Below are 17297 nucleotides of genomic sequence, written 5' to 3'. Positions count from 1 at the left end.
GATGAGTGCGGAAAAATCCAACCTGATCGCCGGCAATACCGGTGACTGGGAGATCGTCATCGGCCTCGAGGTGCATGCCCAGGTGACCTCCAGGTCGAAGCTGTTCTCCGGTGCGTCGACGACGTTCGGCTCCGAGCCGAACAGCCAGGTGTCGCTGGTCGACAGCGCTATGCCGGGCATGCTGCCGGTGATCAACGAGGAATGCGTCCGCCAGGCGGTGCGCACCGGCCTCGGGCTGAATGCCGCGATCAATCGCTTCAGCGTGTTCGACCGGAAGAACTATTTCTACGCCGACCTGCCGCAGGGCTACCAGATCAGCCAGTTCAAGCAGCCGATCGTCGGCGAAGGCGTTATCACCGTCGATCTGCCGGGCGGACGCTCCAAGACCATCGGGATCGAGCGGCTGCATCTGGAGCAGGATGCCGGCAAGTCGATCCACGACCAGAGCCCGACCAAGAGCTATATCGACCTGAACCGCTCCGGCGTTGCGCTGATGGAGATCGTCTCCCGCCCGGATATGCGTTCGGCGGAAGAGGCGGCGGCCTATGTGAAGAAGCTGCGGTCCATCCTGCGCTATTTGGGCACCTGCGACGGCAACATGCAGGAAGGCTCCATGCGGGCCGACGTGAACGTTTCCGTGCGCAAGCCCGGGGACGAGCTCGGCACCCGCTGCGAGATCAAGAACGTCAACTCGATCCGCTTCATGCAGCAGGCCATCGAGTACGAGGCGCGGCGCCAGATCGAGATCATCGAGGAGGGCGGCATCATCGATCAGGAAACCCGCCTGTTCGATGCCAACAAGGGCGAGACCCGCTCCATGCGCTCGAAGGAAGAGGCGCACGATTATCGCTACTTCCCGGATCCCGACCTGCTGCCGCTGGTCTTCAGCGAGGAGTTCGTCGCGGCGGAAAAGGCGAAGCTGCCGGAACTGCCCGACGCCAAGAAGGCCCGCTTCATGGCCGATTTCGGCCTCAGCCTGTATGACGCGGCCATTCTGGTCGAGGAGCAGGAAACGGCGGCCTTCTACGAGAAGGTGGCGGCCGGACGCGATCCGAAGATGGCGGCGAACTGGATGATCACAGAGCTGTTCGGCAACCTGAACAAGGCCGGCAAGGATCTGTCCGAGTCCCCGGTCGACGAGGCGAAGCTGGGCGGGCTGATCGACCTGATCACCGACAACACGATCTCCGGCCGGATCGCCAAGGATGTCTTCGCCGAGATGTTCGAGAGCGGCAAGGACGCGCCGACCATCGTTGAGGAAAAGGGCCTGCGTCAGGTCACCGACACCGGTGCGATCGAGGAACTGATCGACAGCGTGATGGCCTCCCAGGCGGAGAAGGTCGCGGAATACCGTTCCGGCAAGGACAAGCTGTTCGGTTTCTTCGTCGGCCAGGTGATGAAGCAGAGCCAGGGCAAGGCCAATCCGGCCATGGTGAACGAACTCTTGAAGAAGAAGCTCGCCGGCTGATTGCGGGTATCTCTCTGTAGGGAAAAGGCGGCGCGGGTTTCCGGCCGCCTTTTTCGTTTCCGCGATGCGGATGCCCGCTTCGTATCGTGGCGCGGCGGGGCGATGTTATAAGCGGTGCAGCATTTACACCGATGACCTTGATTCAGGGGGACTAACTATGGCCGGGAACTTTCCGCTCCACGTCGCATTGCCACTCGCCAAGGCGGAAATTATCGCCGACGAAGCGCTGCGTATCGCGAGTGCAGAAAAAATGATGCCGATGACGGTTGTCGTGCTTGATGCCGGTGGCCAGGTTGTGTGCCTGAAGCGCCAGGACGGCTCCGGGATCGGCCGGGTCGAAATCGCCACGGCGAAAGCCTGGGGCGGCCTCGGCTTCGGTGAATCCTCCCGCAATCTCGGTGCCCGGCTGAAAGAGCGCCTCGGTTTTCAGGTTGCGGCGGCTTCTGCCTTCGATGGCCGGTTCGCGGCGGTCCCGGGCGGTGCGCTCATTCTTGAGAACGGGGCCGTGATCGGCGCCGTCGGTGTCAGCGGCGATCTGTCGGAGAAAGACGAATACTGTGCCTGCAAGGGCATCCAGAAAGCCGGCTATGCGAGTGAGCCAGCCGAGCTGGACGAGAGCTGGCGCTGAATCTCGACTGACTAATCTGTAACTATATACACATCAATACCGTCATTCCCGCGGAGGCGGGAACCCAGGGATCTTAGATCAAAGACTGTTTTCCCTGGGTCCCCACTTGCGTGGGGATGACGGTATTGTTTTGTGGCGGCGAGAGCTAATTACAGCCAGTACGGCGTCGGGTTGTACAGATCGACCAGGAAGTCGACGAAGGCCCGGACCTTCGGCGAGAGATGCCGGCCGCTCGGATAGACGGCGTAGATCGGCACGTCCTCGCGGACATAATCATCCAGCAACGTCACCAGCTGCCCGGTCTTCACATGCTCACCGGCCATGAAGGCCGCCAGCATGGCGAGGCCGCCGCCGGCCAGCACGGTCTGCAGCACCGAGTCGCCGTTATTCATGGCCAGCGTGCCCTTGGCCCGCAGGATCTTCTGCTGGTTGTCGACCATGAAGTGCCAGTCGTTGATCGGGTTGCCCGGCGCATAGGTGATCAGCGAGTGATCGCTGAGCTGATCCGGCGTTTCCGGCTGGCCCCATTTCTTCACATAGTCCGGGCTGGCCACGATCATGCGGTGGTTCACGGCCAGCTTGCGGGCAATCAGGCTGGAATCCTTCAGTTGCGCGATCCGGATGGCGAGATCGATCCCCTCATCGACGAGATCCACCACGCGATCATTCACCAGCAGCTGCACCTCGACTTCGGGATAGCGGTCAAGAAATTCCGGAAGGTGCGGGGCGACATGCCGGTGCGCGAAAGTCGTCGGTGCGGTCAGCTTCAGCAACCCGCGTGGCGCGGAGTGCGCCTGCGAGACGGCGATCTCCGCTTCGTCCACATCGGCTAGGATTCGCTTGCAGCGTTCGTAGTAGGTGGAACCGACCTCGGTCAGGCTGACCCGTCGCGTCGTCCGGTTCAGCAGGCGTACGCCGAGCCGGTCCTCAAGTCCGGAGAGCTGTTTGCTCACCACGGAGGGCGAGACATTGAGGGTTCGCGATGCGCCGGCGAGACTATCGTTCTCAACCACGGAGCAAAAAACCTTCATCGCCGTCAAAGTGTCCATTTCAGCGCGTTTCCCCTGAGTGATAGCGAATTATTAATTCGTTATAGGAACTAATACGGTGCTTTAAAAGAGAATTATCAGTTTGCATGCTCGGTCCGTATTCTGAGAATGACAGTGCTCGTCAATCGACCTGTTCAATTGCCCCGCCGGGCAGATTGTACGTACTGCGGCAGTGCCCCTCATCGCCGCGTATCGGAGACCCACCCGATAGCTGGTGTTCATCTGACTCAGATGGCCACCCGGACAGTCTGATTGGCTTTTTATGAGGCTGCAGCGATTTCCGGACACGGAAATCCCTGCAGCCTTATTTGTCTCGCGACAATCCGGGCAATTCCCACTCTTCCCGCCTCGTGATAGAGGCATGTGACGTTCGGCCCCTGATGGGCCGACGGTGCAACCCTACGCCGGAGCCGGTAATGCGCAATAACGACCTGAAGCCCGAAACCCTCTCGGCGCAAGCCCTCGGTCATGTCGATGCGACCACGGGGGCGGTGACCCCGCCGATCCATCTGTCGACGACCTTTGAACGTGATGCGGACAACTCTTATCCGAAGGGCTTCGTCTATACCCGCAGCGGAAACCCGACCTACGATGTCGCCGAAGACCTGCTGGCGCGGCTGGAGAATGGCGCCGGCGCGCTGATCTTCTCCGCCGGCATGTCTGCGGCGGTTGCGCCCTTCATGACCCTGCGGCCGGGAGACCATGTACTGGCGCCGACCGTGATGTACTGGGCGCTGCGCAGCTGGCTGCTGGATTTCACCGCGCAGTGGAACATCGAGATCGATTTCTTCGATGTGAACAAGCCGGAGAGTGCTGCCGCCCTGGTGCGTCCGGGGAAGACCAGGCTGGTCTGGATCGAAACCCCGGCCAACCCGCTGTGGGATTGCCTCGACATCGCCTGGTTCGCCCAGCTGGCCCACGGTGCCGGCGCTCGTCTCTGCGTCGATTCCACAGCAGCCAGCCCGGTGCTGTCCCGGCCGATCGAGCATGGCGCGGATCTGGTCATGCATTCGGCGACGAAATATCTGAACGGGCACAGCGATGTGCTCGGCGGTGCCCTGATCGCGGCCAAGGCCGATCAGTGGTGGACCGACATCCGGCGGGTCCGGACCGATCATGGCATGGTCATGGGGCCGTTCGAGGCCTGGCTGCTGCTGCGCGGCATGCGCACCCTGCATCTGCGGGTCCGCAAGGCGTCGGAGAACGCCATGGCGATCGCGGAGCATTTCCACAACCACCCCAAAGTCGCTTCGGTGCTCTATCCGGGGCTGCCGACCCATGCCACGCACCATGTCGCGGCGAAACAAATGGAAGGCGGTTTCGGCGGCATGCTGTCCCTGCGGATCGAAGGAGGCGAACAGGCCGCGATCAAGACCGCCGCGAATCTGGCGCTGATCCATCGGGCCACCTCGCTCGGCGGCGTCGAGAGCCTGGTCGAGCACCGCGCCTCCATCGAGGGCAAGGGCACACCGGTTCCGGCCGACCTGCTGCGCTTCTCCATCGGCATCGAGGACCTGGGCGACCTGATCCAGGATCTGGAGCAGGCGCTCGATATGCTTTAGGTGTGAATTCAAAGGAGGCTGCTAATTCCAGCCTCAAGCTTGGCTGGCCGGGTGGGTCGCTCCAGCTGCCTTCCAGTTTCACGTCAAATAGACAACATGCTTGAGGGCCACAGATCACTGGTGCTCCGGAACTCATCCGTCGCGGCCGCGCGGAGAGAGATCACGGAATGCGCACAGAATGGTTACATTTCCTGAATTCAGCCGGTCCAATGGTTCCGCGTAAGGTTCCGTAAGGTTAGGTGTCGGCAATTTGAGCTCGGTCAAGAGGCATGCTGCCGGCTTCCATCGATCCGATGATCAATTGCATGGCGGATTCAATGTCGAAAATGCAATTACTTTCCGTTGATATCCCGCTTTCCACGTTGACGTGTCTTTCCTGTTCTGCCGTCGCTGGAGACGCGGTGTTGGGTGAGAAAGGATTTCATGAGTGCAAGGCCTGCCGCGGCGTCGGGGCGGAGACGAACGGGGGCGGTCCGTCCCTGTTCGGCCTGGTCGGGCGACGTCCGGGAAAGAGAAACGCGGAGATGCGATCTGGCGCGGAATGAGCCCTGAGAGCCGCGTGCCTCTATTTGACTGATGCTTTCACGTGAAAGCTTTGAAGGTCGAGCGTGATTAGGAAGTCTGACAGCATTTTGAAGCTCATGTTGACGCTCGACTCAGTGTGTTCAACACGAGGAGGTCATGATGTCGCGAAACAGTCTTTACAGATCAAAGCGTATTTCCCGTCGGGATCTCACGGTCGCATGGTTACTGGCTGGAGCAATGCTGGCATCTCTGGCGCTCTTTCCGGCGCCCGAGAAGGATTTCGTAGCCGACTTCTCGGGACCTTGTGATGTCGCCTATCGGGAAGTGCCCTATGTAAGCTGATGCGGGCAGCGCAGATTCTCGGCGCGCACGGTCACGACATAATCACAAGGTGGTGCAATTGCGTGAATAGCGCACTGCCAACGGTCTTCTTACATTCCGTGTAGAGATTGCCACAGGTCTCGCCGCGCTTTGCGCGAACAAGAAAAAAATCTGGAGGAAACATGCGCCGTCACAGAAACATGCGCCGTCACATATGTTTTGCCATGCTTGCGGGCGTCTTCGCGACTGCTGCCGCCATCATACCATTCGGCGGCGCCCAGGCGGCTTCTTGCGAAGCGGGCAAGAGTCGCGCCGATATGACCGAGGCTGATGCACAGGCCGTCTATGACTGCCTGCAAAGCGTGATGTACGAAAACTACAACAAGGGCGGCAAGAACTGGATCCCGGCGGAATACGTGAAGAATTACCGGGACTGGAAACTTGCGAATACAGCTCCCGCCGCGCCCGGGTTCCACGGCGATCGCTATCTGATGACCTGGGTCAACCCGGTCGGCTATGACGCCTATGTCGAATTCCGAGATGAGAATGTTGAGATTCCCGCGGGCACGATCATCGCGAAGGAGTCCTTCGACGTGGCGGAGAACGGATCGGCCAAGGCGGGCCCGCTCTTCATCATGCAGAAGGTCGAGGAAGGGCGCTCTCCTGAAACGCTGGACTGGTACTACATGATGGTCTCGCCCGGAGGAGCGCCCGTGGCCGTCGATGTGATTTCAGCCTGCAGCGAATGCCACAAGGAGAATTTCGGCCATCAGGGCGGCCTCGGTTATCCCGTTCTGGATGTCCGGGTGGGGAACTAATCTTCCTCCTGGTTTCGAACCCGGCAATGCAGCCGGTCGATCAGAATGTTCAGGCGGCTTTCGCCGCCTGAATTGCCGTCCAGACCTTCTCCGGTGTTGCCGGCATGTCGATATGCTGCACGCCCAGTGGGGCCAGAGCATCGACAAGGGCATTCATGATCGAGGGCAGGGAGCCGGCGCAGCCCGCCTCGCCGCAGCCCTTGGCGCCGAGCGGGTTCGTTGTCGCCGGGACGGCATGGGTGGCGAATGTGAAGCTGGGCACGTCGCTGGCCCGGGGTATGGCATAATCCATGTAACTGCCGGTCTGCAGCTGCCCTTCGGAATCGTACAGCGCGTTTTCCATCAGTGCCTGGCCAAATCCCTGCACGATGCCGCCATGGGCCTGGCCCTCGACCAGCAGCGGATTCACCACGGTGCCGAAATCATTGACCATATTGTAGCGGTCGATCTCGACCACGCCGGTATCCGGATCGACTTCCAGCTCGCAGATATGACAGCCGTTCGGGAAGGCTGACGGGGCGGCGTCGAAAATGTGTTTCACGCTGAGATCCCGGGGCAGGCCTTCCGGCAGTTCAAGGCCGCTACGCAGCTGTTCGGCCAATTCCGTGACGGTCACTGTACGGTCGGTGCCGGCGATCTGGAACGCGCCGCCCTCGAAGACGATATCCTCGACCGCCGTCTCGAAAATATGGGCGGCGATCTTCCTGCCCTTGTCGATGACGATGTCGCTGGCTTCAAGAATCGCTGCGCCGCTGGCCATGATGGATTTCGAGCCGCCGGTGCCGCCACCGGCGATCAGCTCGGCGCTGTCGCCCTGGATCAGCCGGATGCGCTCGAAGGGGACGCCGAGTTTCTGGTGCAGCACCTGGGCGAACGGTGTCCAGTGTCCTTGGCCGTAATCCAGCGTGCCGGTGATAATGGTGACGTCGCCGTTCTCCTCGAACCGGATGCCGCCCATTTCCTGCTGCACCGGCGCGGTGACCTCGAGATAACAGCCGACACCGCGTCCGCGCAGCTTGCCGCGCTTCTCGCTCTCCGCCTTGCGGGCGGCGAATCCGTCCCAGTCGGACGCGTCGACGGCTTTCTGCATGATGGTGGGGAAATCGCCGCTGTCGTAATTCATGCCGTTGGCTGCGGCATAGGGGATTTCGCTCGGCAGGATCTGGTTGCGGCGGCGCAGTTCGATGGCGTCGATGCCAATTTCCCGCGCGGCGGTCTCGATCAGCCGCTCCATATAGTAGTTTGCTTCCGGCCGTCCGGCGCCGCGATAGGCGGTGACGGGCGTGGTGTTGGTGAAGACGGCCTTGGAGGCGACTTCGATCAGCGGCAGCCGGTAGACGCTGTTGGCATTCTTCAGGGTGTTGAAAGTCGGCATCATCGGCGAGACGGCGGTCAGGAAGGCACCGACATTGCCGTATCCGGTGATCCGGAGCGCGGTGAACCTGCCGTCCGCGTCGAGCGCCAGCTCTCCGGTCATGTCATGGTCCCGGCCATGACAATCTGACAGGAAACTGCCGGAGCGGTCGTCGGTCCATTTCACCGACCGCCCGAGCAGCTTCGCGGCGTGCAGCACGCAGATATATTCCGGGTAGGCGCCGGCCTTCATGCCGAACGAGCCGCCGACATTGCCGGTGATGACATGCATCTTTTCCGGCGCGATATCGAACACCTGCTTGGCCAGCGTGTTCATCATGCCGAACACGCCCTGACAGCCGACATGCAGGGTGTAGCCCTCGCTTGCCGCATCGAACGAAGCGACGGCCGAGCGCGGTTCCATCGCACTGACCACAATCCGGTTGTTGCGCAGGGGCAGGCGGGTGACATGGGCGGCGCTGGCAAAAGCCGCGTCGACCTTCGTCGTGTCGCCATACTGGAAGTCGAGGGCGGTGTTGCCGGGGATGCCGTCATAGAGCTGCGGTGCGCCGGTTTGGGCGGCCGCCCGGGCATCCGTGACAGCGGGCAGAGGATCGATGTCGAGCGCGACCAGTTCGGCCGCGTCGCGGGCCTGTAAGGCGGTCTCCGCAATCACGATGGCGACCGGGTCGCCGACAAAACGCACCCTGTCTGTTGCCAGGGCATGGCGCGGAACATAGCTGATCGGGCTGCCGTCACGGCTCTTCAGGGGCAGGCCGCATTTCATGCTGCCGAGACCGGCGGCATCGAGATCCGCACCTGTCAGGATGGTAATAACGCCGGGCGCCGCGCTCGCTTCTGCCGTGTCGATCCCGTTCAGGGTGCCATGGGCGTAAGGGCTGCGCACCATCACGCCATAGGCCTGGCCGTCCAGATTCACGTCGTCGGTATAATTTCCCTCGCCACGCAGCAGCTTCGGATCCTCGGAGCGGGGCACCGGCTGGCCGATCCCGAATTTCATCATGCCGAGCTGATTGTCTTCGACGACAGAATCCATGGTTCTTTCCCTGTAAGGCCGCTCGCGGGCGCGGCGGATTGTGTACAAATATCGTAGTGGGCGAGGCGCGTCGGGCAAGGACTTTTCCATTTATTACGCTGCACCGCGGCATGCTGTGCTATCCCGATGGAATTCGCTTCCGGCGCTCCGCCGGCCGAGCCGTCGATCCCTCCCGTCGACCCGGAATCGCGGTCATGCTGTCAGCGTCTGCCAGGAGAAAGTCTTCGATGCTTGCGAATGCGCGTTTTACGCTGCCCAGATCGGGACTCGTGGTGCTGTTGGCGGTGCTTGCCGCCTTCGCGCCGATGTCGATCGACATGTATCTGCCGGCGATGCCCTCCATTGCCCGTGACCTTGGCGTTCCCGCGAGAGAGGTTCAGGCCACGCTGGCAGTCTTTATGATCGGTTTCTCCGCTGGCATGCTCCTCTACGGCCCGATCTCGGATCGATTTGGCCGCCGTCCGGTCATGCTGGCGGGTGTCTTTGTTTTCATCATTGCCTCTCTAGCCTGTGTCTATGTTGAACGGATCGATCAGCTCATCATTGCGCGCCTGTTTCAGGCAATCGGTGGCGGGGCGGCATCCATCCTGGCCCGCACTGTCGTGCGGGACCTCTTCACCGCGCAGGAAGCGGCCCGTGTGCTTTCCCTAATGATGATGCTGACCACTCTGGCGCCGATTCTGGCACCGCTGGCGGGCGCGGCCCTGCTTGAGTTTTCTGGTTGGCGTGCAATCTTCGCGGCGCTCTTCGGATTCGGGTCTCTGTCCATAATGGCCGTTGTGTTGCTGTTGCCCGAAACACATCTGAAAGAGGCCCGGGGTGGGATGACCATCGGGCAGGCGCTCGGAGCCTACTGGCATATCCTGTCGGACGGACCGGCCTTCGGTCTCACTGTTACCAGCGCCGCCGTTTTCGCCGGACTGTTCGCCTATATCGCAGGGTCTTCCTTCGTGTTTATCGAGCATTTTGGAACCACACCGGGCTTCTACGCGACATTGTTTGCGTTGAATGCGGCTGCGGTCATGGCTGCCGCTTTTGCCAACAGCCACCTGACCCGGCATTTTGAGCTGAAGAGCCTGCTTTCGGCGGGCGTCGTCATTTCATTCCTGGCGGGACTCTATCTGGTCGTGATCGATGTGGCGGGGCTTGCGGGGCCGGTGACGGTCATGGCCGGGCTCATGTTGTTCGTCGCCATGGTGCCGATTCTCGGCGCCAATGGCATGGCGCTGTTGATGGCGCGCTATCCGAAGAATGCCGGCGCCGCCGCGGCCACCCTCGGGGCGGCCCAGTTCGGCACCGGCGCACTGGCGGCGCTGGTTGTCGGGGCGCTGCATGACGGCACCGCCTTTTCCATGTGCGCCGTGATGGGCGCCTGCGGCCTGATCGCGCTGGTGGCTTTCTTCACGCTCTGCCGCAGGCTCTGACCGTCTGACTATCCAGCCCGCGCGGCGGCGAGGATCATGTCGCTGGCTTTCTCCGCGATCATGATGGTCGGGGCATTGGTGTTGCCGGAGGTGATGGTCGGCATCACCGAAGCGTCGACCACGCGCAAATTCTGGAAGCCCTTCAGCTTCAGCTCCGGATCGACCACCGCCGTCGCATCGTCGCCCATGCGGCAGGTGCCGACCGGATGGAAGATCGTGGTGCCGACCTGACCGGCGGCTTCCGCCAGGGACTCGTCCGCATCCGAATATTCCGGGCCCGGTTTGAATTCGTCCGGGCTGTAGCGGGATAGGGCCGGTTGTGCGGCGATGCGCCGGGTCAGCCGGATCGCATCGGCGGCGACCTTCTTGTCCGCTTCGGAGGCAAGATAGTTCGGCCGGATCGCCGGGGGCGCCATCGGGTCGGCGCTCCTGATCGAGACCGTGCCGCGGCTTTCCGGGCGCAGATTGCAGACGCTGGCGGTAAAGGCTCCGAACGAGTGCAAGGGCTCCCCGAAGGCATCGAGGGAGAGCGGCTGGACGTGATATTCGAGGTCCGGTGTCTCCTTGGACGGATCGGACTTGGCGAACAGGCCGAGCTGCGACGGCGCCATGGTCATCGGGCCGCGCCGGAACAGGGCATATTCCAGCCCGATACCGAGCTTGCCGATCAGCGAGTTGGCGCGTTGGTTCAGCGTCTCCACGCCCGACACCTTGTAGGCGCAGCGGATCTGCAGATGGTCCTGCAGATTGCCGCCGACCTCTGCATTTGCGTGCCGGACATCGATGCCGTGCTGCTTCAGCAGTTCCGGATCGCCGATGCCGGAGAGTTGCAGGATCTGCGGGGAGCCGATGGCGCCAGCGGAAAGCACCAGCTCGCCGCTGCAGGCGGCGCGGGCGTCCTCGCCCTTCACCGAGAGCGAGAGTCCGGTGCAGCGCGTGCCGTCGAACTCCAGCGCCTTGGCATGGGCATGGGTGACGATATGCAGGTTGGCGCGGTGCTTGATCGGCTTCAGGAAGGCCGTGGCGGCGCTCCAGCGGATACCCTTGCGCTGGTTGACGTGGAAATAGCCGACGCCTTCGTTATTGCCCCGGTTGAAATCGTCCGTCTCCGGGATGCCCGCCTCGACGGCGGCCTGCTTGAAGGCGTCGAGGATCTCCCAGGAGAGCCGCTGGCCCTCGACCCGGAGTTCACCGTCCGGATTGCGGCCTGCTTCCTCCCGGACGTGAAAACCTTCGGAGCGGGTGAAGTATGGCAGCACATCGTCCCAGCCCCAGCCGGGATTGCCGAGCTGGCGCCATTGATCATAGTCCCGCGCCTGGCCGCGCATATAGATCATGCCGTTGATGGACGAGCAGCCACCGATCACCTTGCCGCGCGGATAATTGAGGGCGCGGCCGCCGAGCCCGGGCTCCGCCTCGGTCTTGAACAGCCAGTCCGTGCGCGGATTGCCGATGCAGTAGAGATAGCCGACCGGGATGTGGATCAAGTGGTAGTTGTCGTTACCGCCGGCCTCCAGCAGCAGAACCTTGTTCGCCGGATCGGCGGACAGCCGGTTCGCCAGCACGCAGCCCGCGCTGCCGGCGCCGACAATGATGTAGTCGTAGGTCCCGAGGTCCCTGGTCACGGCGTTCCATCCCTGAAGTCGTTTTTATAAGTCTTGCAGTCCGTCCGATGGCAGGCAAGCGCCGCCGGCAGCGTCAGTTCGTCATGGCCTGATAGATCAGCGTGCGCAGCTCCCGGCGCAGTGGGTAGGAGGAGGAAGGCATCAGCTGGGTCATGTGTACCACGCTCAGCTCTTCGGCCGGATCGATCCAGAAGCCGGTCGAGGCGACGCCGCCCCAGGCCCATTCACCGGCGCTCCCGAGGACCTGCGCCTTTGCCGGGTTGAGCACGACCGAGCCGCCGAGACCGAAGCCGATGCCGTTCATCGGCATTTCGCTGAACACGGACTGGCCCATCGAGGCCATGTCGCCGGGCAGGTGGTTCATCAGCATGAGCTCGACGGATTTGCGGCCGATAATCGGATCGCTGCCACTGCCGCCGTGGGTGCGGATCATCTCCATGAAGCGGAGATAATCCATTGTCGTCGAGCACAGGCCGCCGCCGCCGGAGAACATGGTGACCGAATTCGCGTAGCGGCTGTCCTCGATCTCGTCGATCCGCCGGATACCTTCATCTTCGGTCTTGGCGTAACAGGCGCTGAACCGGTCCAGCCTGTCGGATGGCACGGCGAAGAAGGTGTCCTCCATGCCGAGTGGCTCGAAGATCCGGTCATGCAGGAATTCCGGCAGGGACATGCCCGACGCGGTTTCCACCACCCGGCCGAGCACATCCGTCGAGACGCCGTAATTCCAGCGCGTGCCGGGCTCGAAAACCAGCGGGATGTCGGCGAGCTTGGCGACGGTCTCGTCCAGCCGGCCATGCTTCTCGGAGAAATCGATCTTCGCCTTGCGCAGGGCCTTGCCGACCGGTCCCGGATCGAAGATGCCGTAGGTCAGCCCGGAGGTGTGGGTCAGCAGGTGGTGCAGGGTCGGCTGGGTCCTGGCGACATGCGTGCTCTCGCCATCCTCTTCGAGCACCTTCAGGTTCGCCAGTTCCGGAATGTGCCGGGCCAGCGGATCGTCGAGCTGCAGCTTGCCGTCTTCCAGCAACTGCATGATCGCCGTGCTGACGATCGGCTTGGTCATGGAATAGATCCGGTGAATGCCGTTCGGTTCCGCCTTCAGGCCGTTCTCGACATCGCGATGACCGACGGTTTCGTGAAACACGATCTCGCCCCGGCGGGCCACCAGGGTCTCGGCGAAGGGCAATTTGCCGCCATCGACATAGCGGCGCATCCAGTCGTTGATCCGCCCCAGGCGCTTGCTGCTGAATCCGAGCGCGGAAGGTTTGGCGGTCCGGAAGTCGGTCATGAGATGTGTCCGTACTGAGAATGAAGGAAGTCAAAAGAAGGGGATTAGACGTTGCCCTGCCGCTTCCGGTCAACCTCCGGCGCGCGATTGCAGTCACGTCTTCTCCACACTAACGTTGCGCATAAGAACGAAGCTGCCCGCGATGAGGCGGCACGATATGAGGGAGGCAGGCGTGCGGGATATTGCGCCGAAACGTGAAGATCTGGATCCGATCGAGCGGGCCAGCCGGGACGAGCTTGAAGCGTTGCAACTCGAACGCCTGAAATGGAGTCTCGGGCACGCCAATGAGCATTCCCCGGTCTACCGGAAGAAGTTCGAGGATGCGGGGCTGCATCCCGACGATGTCTCTTCGCTTGCAGACTTGGCGCGGTTCCCTTTTACGCGGAAGGCCGAACTGCGCGAGAACTATCCGTTCGGCATGTTCGCCGTGCCGCGGGAAAAGCTTGTCCGTATTCATGCCTCCTCAGGCACGACGGGAAAACCGACGGTCGTCGGCTATACGAAGAACGATATCGATGTCTGGTCGGAGGTCATGGCCCGCAGCATCCGCGCGTCCGGCGGCCGGGCGGGCGATGTGGTGCATGTCGCCTATGGCTACGGGCTCTTTACCGGCGGACTGGGCGCGCATTACGGCGCGGAGCGGCTTGGCTGCACCGTGGTGCCGGCATCGGGCGGGATGACCGAACGGCAGGTCACGCTAATCCGTGATTTCGGCGCCCAAGTGATCATGGTTACGCCGTCCTACATGCTGTCGATCCTGGACGAGTTCCGCGAGCAGGGAATTGATCCGAAAGACACGCAGCTGAAGGTCGGGATTTTCGGTGCGGAGCCCTGGACAGGCTCCATGCGGACCGAGATCGAGGAGGCCTTCGGCATCCATGCCGTCGATATCTACGGGCTGTCGGAGATCATCGGGCCGGGCGTGGCGAACGAATGCGTCGAGACCAAGGACGGGCTGCATATCTGGGAGGATCATTTCTTCCCGGAGGTGATCGATCCCGTGACCGGCGCGGTCTTGCCGGACGGCGAACGCGGCGAGCTGGTGCTGACATCCCTGACGAAAGAGGCCTTCCCGGTGATCCGCTACCGTACCGGCGATCTTACAAGACTGCTGCCGGGGACCGCTCGGATTATGCGGCGGATGGAGAAGGTCACCGGCCGTTCCGACGACATGATGATCGTGCGTGGCGTGAACGTGTTTCCGACCCAGATCGAGGAGCTGATCCTGAAGTGTGAGGGCCTTGCGCCACACTATCAGATCGAACTGACCCGCTATGGCCGCATGGATAGCATGACCGTGCTGAGTGAGGCTGCGCCGGATGCAGCCGGTCAAGAGGCGCGGAAGGCCAGCGGTGCGGAGCTGGCACATCACATCAAGAGTGTGATTGGTGTCACGGCAACGGTCCGGGTGGGCGAGCCTGGGAGCGTCGAGCGCTCCCAGGGCAAGGCCCGCCGGATTATCGACAGGCGCAGTTCGGGCTGACGCTCAGGCGATGTGCGCGGCGTTGCTGTCGTCCGGGGCTTCCGCACGGTCGTTGGGACCGTAGTCCCGCAGGATGGTGGCCACCTTTAGCCGGTAGTCCTTGAAATACTTGCTGCGGCCCTGCGCCTGCGCCTGGCGGTGAGCGACAAGATTCCGCCAGTCCTCGACCGCCTTTTCGTCGCGGAAATAGGAAAGGGAAAGCAGTTTCCCCTCGTTGGTCAGGCTCTGGAACCGCTCGACGGAGATGAACCCGTCCACCTGGTCGACTAGTGCGCGCATGCTGGCAGCGATTTCCAGATACCCGTCCTTGTGGTCCGGATGCGGTTCAACCTCGAAAATGACGGCTATCATGGTTTGTCTCTCCCTATGCGTTTCACTTTGGCGCCGGATTTGACGCATTGATCAGAAAGGTCCGGTCCTCGCGCAGCAGGAATTTTTCCGTCTGCGCGAACTCGTAATTCTCCCGGCCGAGAGGGTCTGCGGAAAGCCGTGCGCGATAGGCTTCGTAGGCGGCCAGGCTCTCGATATTGTAGACACCATAGGCCAGCGTCGTGGAACCCTCATGTGGGGCGAAATAGCCGATCAGATCGGCGCCGCAGCGCGGGATGGCTTCGCCCCAGTTCCGGGCATATTGATTGAATTGCGCTTTCTTCGTCGGATCGATGTGATAGCGGATAAAGCAGGTAAGCATGTGGTCCTCCATGTGAGATGAGCGGACATTCTCATGTTGGCGTGTGGTTATGCTTCGGTTATGATCGAAGTATGAAAGAAGGACCTGACATCGCTCTGATCGGTGCCCTGATTGGGGACCCGGCCCGGGCCAACATGCTGACCACATTGATGACCGGTAAGGCCCTGACGGCGAGCGAACTTGCCGCCGAGGCTGGCATTACGGCACAGACGGCGAGCTCCCATCTCTCCAAGCTAGAGACGGCTGGTTTGCTGACCCAGCGCAAGCAGGGGCGGCACCGCTATTTCGCGCTGGCGGATGACGAGGTCGGAAATCTGCTGGAAGCGATGATGGGGCTGGCGGCAAAACGCGGCCATATGCGCGCCCGCACCGGTCCGCGCGATCCGGCGCTACGGAAGGCCCGGGTTTGCTACAATCATCTTGCCGGCGATTACGGTGTGCGCATGTTTGACAGCATGGTGGCGCGGGACCTGCTGGCGGAAGAAGGCGAGGAAATCTCCCTGACGGAAGCCGGAGAGGCATTTGTCGGTGAACTCGGCATCGCATTGTCTGAATTGACAACGACACGCCGCCCATTATGCCGCTCCTGCCTCGACTGGAGCGAGCGCCGCAGCCATCTGGCGGGCGCGCTCGGCACCGGGCTGCTGGACCGGTTCTACGATCTCGGCTGGGCGCACCGGATTGAAGATTCCCGTGTGGTTTCTTTCACCGGAGAGGGGGAGCGCCGGTTTCGGGAGTGTTTTCCAGAAGCTTAGGTGACCGCCGCCCGGGCATGGAATTCCGGCTGGTCCCAACTGCCGGTCTCAAGGATGTCGCGCAATTGTTCGACGGCGTCCCAGACGTCGGTGAACCGGGTGTAGAGCGGTGTGAATCCGAATCTCAGAAGATCCGGCGCGCGAAAGTCGCCGATCACGCCACGGGCGATCAAGGCCTGCATCACCGGATAGCCGTTTTCATGCGCGAAGGAGACCTGGCTGCCGCGTCGAGCCGGATCGCGCGGGCTTGCCAGAGTCAGGCCGAGACCAGCGCAGCGCTCTTCGACCAGCGTAATGAAGCTCTCGGTCAGCGCCACGGATTTCTCCCGCACGGCATCCATGTCGGCGCGCGCCCAGATATCCATTGCCGCATCGAGTGCTGTCATGGCCAGGACAGGCGGCGTACCGCAGAGAAACTTCCCGATCCCGTCCGTCGGCGCGAACCGATGATCGAAGGCGAATGGCGCCTTGTGCGAGAACCAGCCGGTAAGCGGCTGGGCGGCCGCTTCCTGATGGCGCGGGGCGACATAGAGGAATGCCGGGGCGCCGGGGCCGCCATTCAGATATTTGTAACCGCACCCAACGGCGAAATCCGCATCTGCGGTGGCGAGACCGACCGGAACGGCCCCGGCGGAATGGGCGAGATCCCATAGCGTCAGCGCGCCGACTGTGTGGGCGGCCTCAGTCGCCGCCTTCATGTCGTGCATGTAGCCGGTGCGGTAGTTCACATGGGTCAGCATCAGCACGGCAACTTCGTTCGTGAGAGCCGCCGGCAACTCGGAGGGATCCTCGATCAACCGGAGTTCATGCCGCCCGCCAAGCAACGCGGACAGGCCCTCCGCCATATAGAGATCGGTCGGGAAGTTCGATTTCTCCGAGACGATGATTGTGCGGTTCGGCTGGAGTGCAAGCGCGGCGGAGAGGCATTTGAAGAGGTTGATCGAGGTCGAATCTGCCGCGACCACGCTGTCCGGCGCGGCGCCAATCAGCGCGCCGATCTTGCCGCCGACGCGCGCGGGAAGGTCGATCCAGCCTGCATCGTTCCAGCTTCGTATCAGGCCATGGCCCCATTCCTCTGAGACGCAGCTGGCAACCCTGTCCCGTGCGATCCTGGGCAGCGGGCCAAGGGAGTTGCCGTCGAGATAGATGACGCCCTCCGGTAGCTCGAATTCAGCGCGAAACAGGGCGAGGGGATCGGCAGCATCGAAGGCCGCGAAATCTTCTCGTGTCATTTTCGAGTGTGTCATGGT

Annotated in this window: 14 protein-coding genes; 7 read left to right on the top strand and 7 right to left on the bottom strand. The window is 62.2% G+C overall.

Annotated elements, in window-relative coordinates; translation table 11 throughout:
* The first annotated feature begins 1 nt into the window (after position 1).
* The gene (gene gatB / locus RH950_RS13840; RefSeq protein WP_350057713.1) at positions 2 to 1468 is read left to right on the top strand and encodes an Asp-tRNA(Asn)/Glu-tRNA(Gln) amidotransferase subunit GatB; all 1467 of its coding nucleotides are present in this window, start codon (positions 2 to 4) and stop codon (positions 1466 to 1468) included.
* A 157-nt stretch (positions 1469 to 1625) separates the two neighbouring features.
* Entirely contained in the window at positions 1626 to 2096 is a 471-nt protein-coding gene (locus RH950_RS13835; RefSeq protein ID WP_350057711.1) for a GlcG/HbpS family heme-binding protein, read from the top strand.
* A 149-nt stretch (positions 2097 to 2245) separates the two neighbouring features.
* On the opposite strand, the gene RH950_RS13830 is transcribed toward RH950_RS13835, so the two are convergent.
* Positions 2246 to 3145 carry a LysR family transcriptional regulator gene (locus RH950_RS13830; protein ID WP_350057709.1) on the bottom strand — a complete coding sequence of 300 codons (900 nt, stop codon included), beginning with the start codon at positions 3143 to 3145 and terminating at the stop codon, positions 2246 to 2248.
* A gap of 416 nt (positions 3146 to 3561) precedes the next feature.
* Between RH950_RS13830 and RH950_RS13825 the strand changes: the two genes are divergently transcribed.
* A complete protein-coding gene (locus tag RH950_RS13825) occupies positions 3562 to 4707 on the top strand; it encodes a trans-sulfuration enzyme family protein (protein ID WP_350057707.1) in 1146 nt (381 codons plus the stop codon).
* 1028 nt (positions 4708 to 5735) lie between these two features.
* Positions 5736 to 6371, top strand: a complete 636-nt coding sequence (locus tag RH950_RS13820; protein WP_350057705.1) for a cytochrome P460 family protein — start codon at positions 5736 to 5738, stop codon at positions 6369 to 6371.
* 49 nt (positions 6372 to 6420) lie between these two features.
* Here RH950_RS13820 and RH950_RS13815 read toward each other — a convergent pair whose 3' ends face one another.
* On the bottom strand, positions 6421 to 8781 hold the full coding sequence (locus RH950_RS13815; RefSeq protein ID WP_350057703.1) for a xanthine dehydrogenase family protein molybdopterin-binding subunit: 2361 nt from the start codon (positions 8779 to 8781) through the stop codon (positions 6421 to 6423).
* Positions 8782 to 9008: 227 nt separating this feature from the next.
* Between RH950_RS13815 and RH950_RS13810 the strand changes: the two genes are divergently transcribed.
* Positions 9009 to 10205: a Bcr/CflA family multidrug efflux MFS transporter gene (locus RH950_RS13810; RefSeq protein WP_350057701.1), complete on the top strand. Its 1197-nt coding sequence runs from the start codon at positions 9009 to 9011 to the stop codon at positions 10203 to 10205.
* Positions 10206 to 10213: 8 nt separating this feature from the next.
* On the opposite strand, the gene RH950_RS13805 is transcribed toward RH950_RS13810, so the two are convergent.
* A complete protein-coding gene (locus RH950_RS13805) occupies positions 10214 to 11830 on the bottom strand; it encodes a GMC family oxidoreductase (protein ID WP_350057699.1) in 1617 nt (538 codons plus the stop codon).
* 73 nt (positions 11831 to 11903) lie between these two features.
* Positions 11904 to 13118 carry a serine hydrolase domain-containing protein gene (locus RH950_RS13800; RefSeq protein ID WP_350057697.1) on the bottom strand — a complete coding sequence of 405 codons (1215 nt, stop codon included), beginning with the start codon at positions 13116 to 13118 and terminating at the stop codon, positions 11904 to 11906.
* 157 nt (positions 13119 to 13275) lie between these two features.
* Here RH950_RS13800 and paaK point away from each other — a divergent pair, with 157 nt between their 5' ends.
* On the top strand, positions 13276 to 14601 hold the full coding sequence (paaK, locus tag RH950_RS13795; protein ID WP_350057695.1) for a phenylacetate--CoA ligase PaaK: 1326 nt from the start codon (positions 13276 to 13278) through the stop codon (positions 14599 to 14601).
* Positions 14602 to 14604: 3 nt separating this feature from the next.
* Here paaK and RH950_RS13790 read toward each other — a convergent pair whose 3' ends face one another.
* Complete coding sequence (locus tag RH950_RS13790) at positions 14605 to 14952, bottom strand: antibiotic biosynthesis monooxygenase family protein (RefSeq protein ID WP_350057693.1); 348 nt, start codon at positions 14950 to 14952, stop codon at positions 14605 to 14607.
* Positions 14953 to 14974: 22 nt separating this feature from the next.
* Entirely contained in the window at positions 14975 to 15292 is a 318-nt protein-coding gene (locus RH950_RS13785) for an NIPSNAP family protein (protein WP_350057691.1), read from the bottom strand.
* Between the two features lie 71 nt (positions 15293 to 15363).
* Here RH950_RS13785 and RH950_RS13780 point away from each other — a divergent pair, with 71 nt between their 5' ends.
* Positions 15364 to 16047 carry an ArsR/SmtB family transcription factor gene (locus RH950_RS13780; protein ID WP_350057689.1) on the top strand — a complete coding sequence of 228 codons (684 nt, stop codon included), beginning with the start codon at positions 15364 to 15366 and terminating at the stop codon, positions 16045 to 16047.
* On the opposite strand, the gene kynU is transcribed toward RH950_RS13780, so the two are convergent.
* Positions 16044 to 17294: a kynureninase gene (kynU, locus tag RH950_RS13775; RefSeq protein ID WP_350057687.1), complete on the bottom strand. Its 1251-nt coding sequence runs from the start codon at positions 17292 to 17294 to the stop codon at positions 16044 to 16046. The genes RH950_RS13780 and kynU overlap by 4 nt on opposite strands.
* Positions 17295 to 17297: the final 3 nt, after the last annotated feature.

Origin of the sequence: Nisaea sp. (assembly GCF_040217065.1) — a bacterium.
Taxonomy (GTDB): domain Bacteria; phylum Pseudomonadota; class Alphaproteobacteria; order Thalassobaculales; family Thalassobaculaceae; genus Nisaea.
This window is presented reverse-complemented; position numbering and strand designations above follow the sequence as displayed.

Coding starts and splice junctions, on each gene's coding strand:
- gatB (WP_350057713.1), top strand. CDS start 2: ATGAGTGCGGAAAAATCCAACCTGATCGCCGGCAATACCGGTGACTGG.
- RH950_RS13835 (WP_350057711.1), top strand. CDS start 1,626: ATGGCCGGGAACTTTCCGCTCCACGTCGCATTGCCACTCGCCAAGGCG.
- RH950_RS13830 (WP_350057709.1), bottom strand. CDS start 3,145: ATGGACACTTTGACGGCGATGAAGGTTTTTTGCTCCGTGGTTGAGAAC.
- RH950_RS13825 (WP_350057707.1), top strand. CDS start 3,562: ATGCGCAATAACGACCTGAAGCCCGAAACCCTCTCGGCGCAAGCCCTC.
- RH950_RS13820 (WP_350057705.1), top strand. CDS start 5,736: ATGCGCCGTCACAGAAACATGCGCCGTCACATATGTTTTGCCATGCTT.
- RH950_RS13815 (WP_350057703.1), bottom strand. CDS start 8,781: ATGGATTCTGTCGTCGAAGACAATCAGCTCGGCATGATGAAATTCGGG.
- RH950_RS13810 (WP_350057701.1), top strand. CDS start 9,009: ATGCTTGCGAATGCGCGTTTTACGCTGCCCAGATCGGGACTCGTGGTG.
- RH950_RS13800 (WP_350057697.1), bottom strand. CDS start 13,118: ATGACCGACTTCCGGACCGCCAAACCTTCCGCGCTCGGATTCAGCAGC.
- paaK (WP_350057695.1), top strand. CDS start 13,276: ATGAGGGAGGCAGGCGTGCGGGATATTGCGCCGAAACGTGAAGATCTG.
- RH950_RS13790 (WP_350057693.1), bottom strand. CDS start 14,952: ATGATAGCCGTCATTTTCGAGGTTGAACCGCATCCGGACCACAAGGAC.
- RH950_RS13785 (WP_350057691.1), bottom strand. CDS start 15,292: ATGCTTACCTGCTTTATCCGCTATCACATCGATCCGACGAAGAAAGCG.
- RH950_RS13780 (WP_350057689.1), top strand. CDS start 15,364: ATGAAAGAAGGACCTGACATCGCTCTGATCGGTGCCCTGATTGGGGAC.
- kynU (WP_350057687.1), bottom strand. CDS start 17,294: ATGACACACTCGAAAATGACACGAGAAGATTTCGCGGCCTTCGATGCT.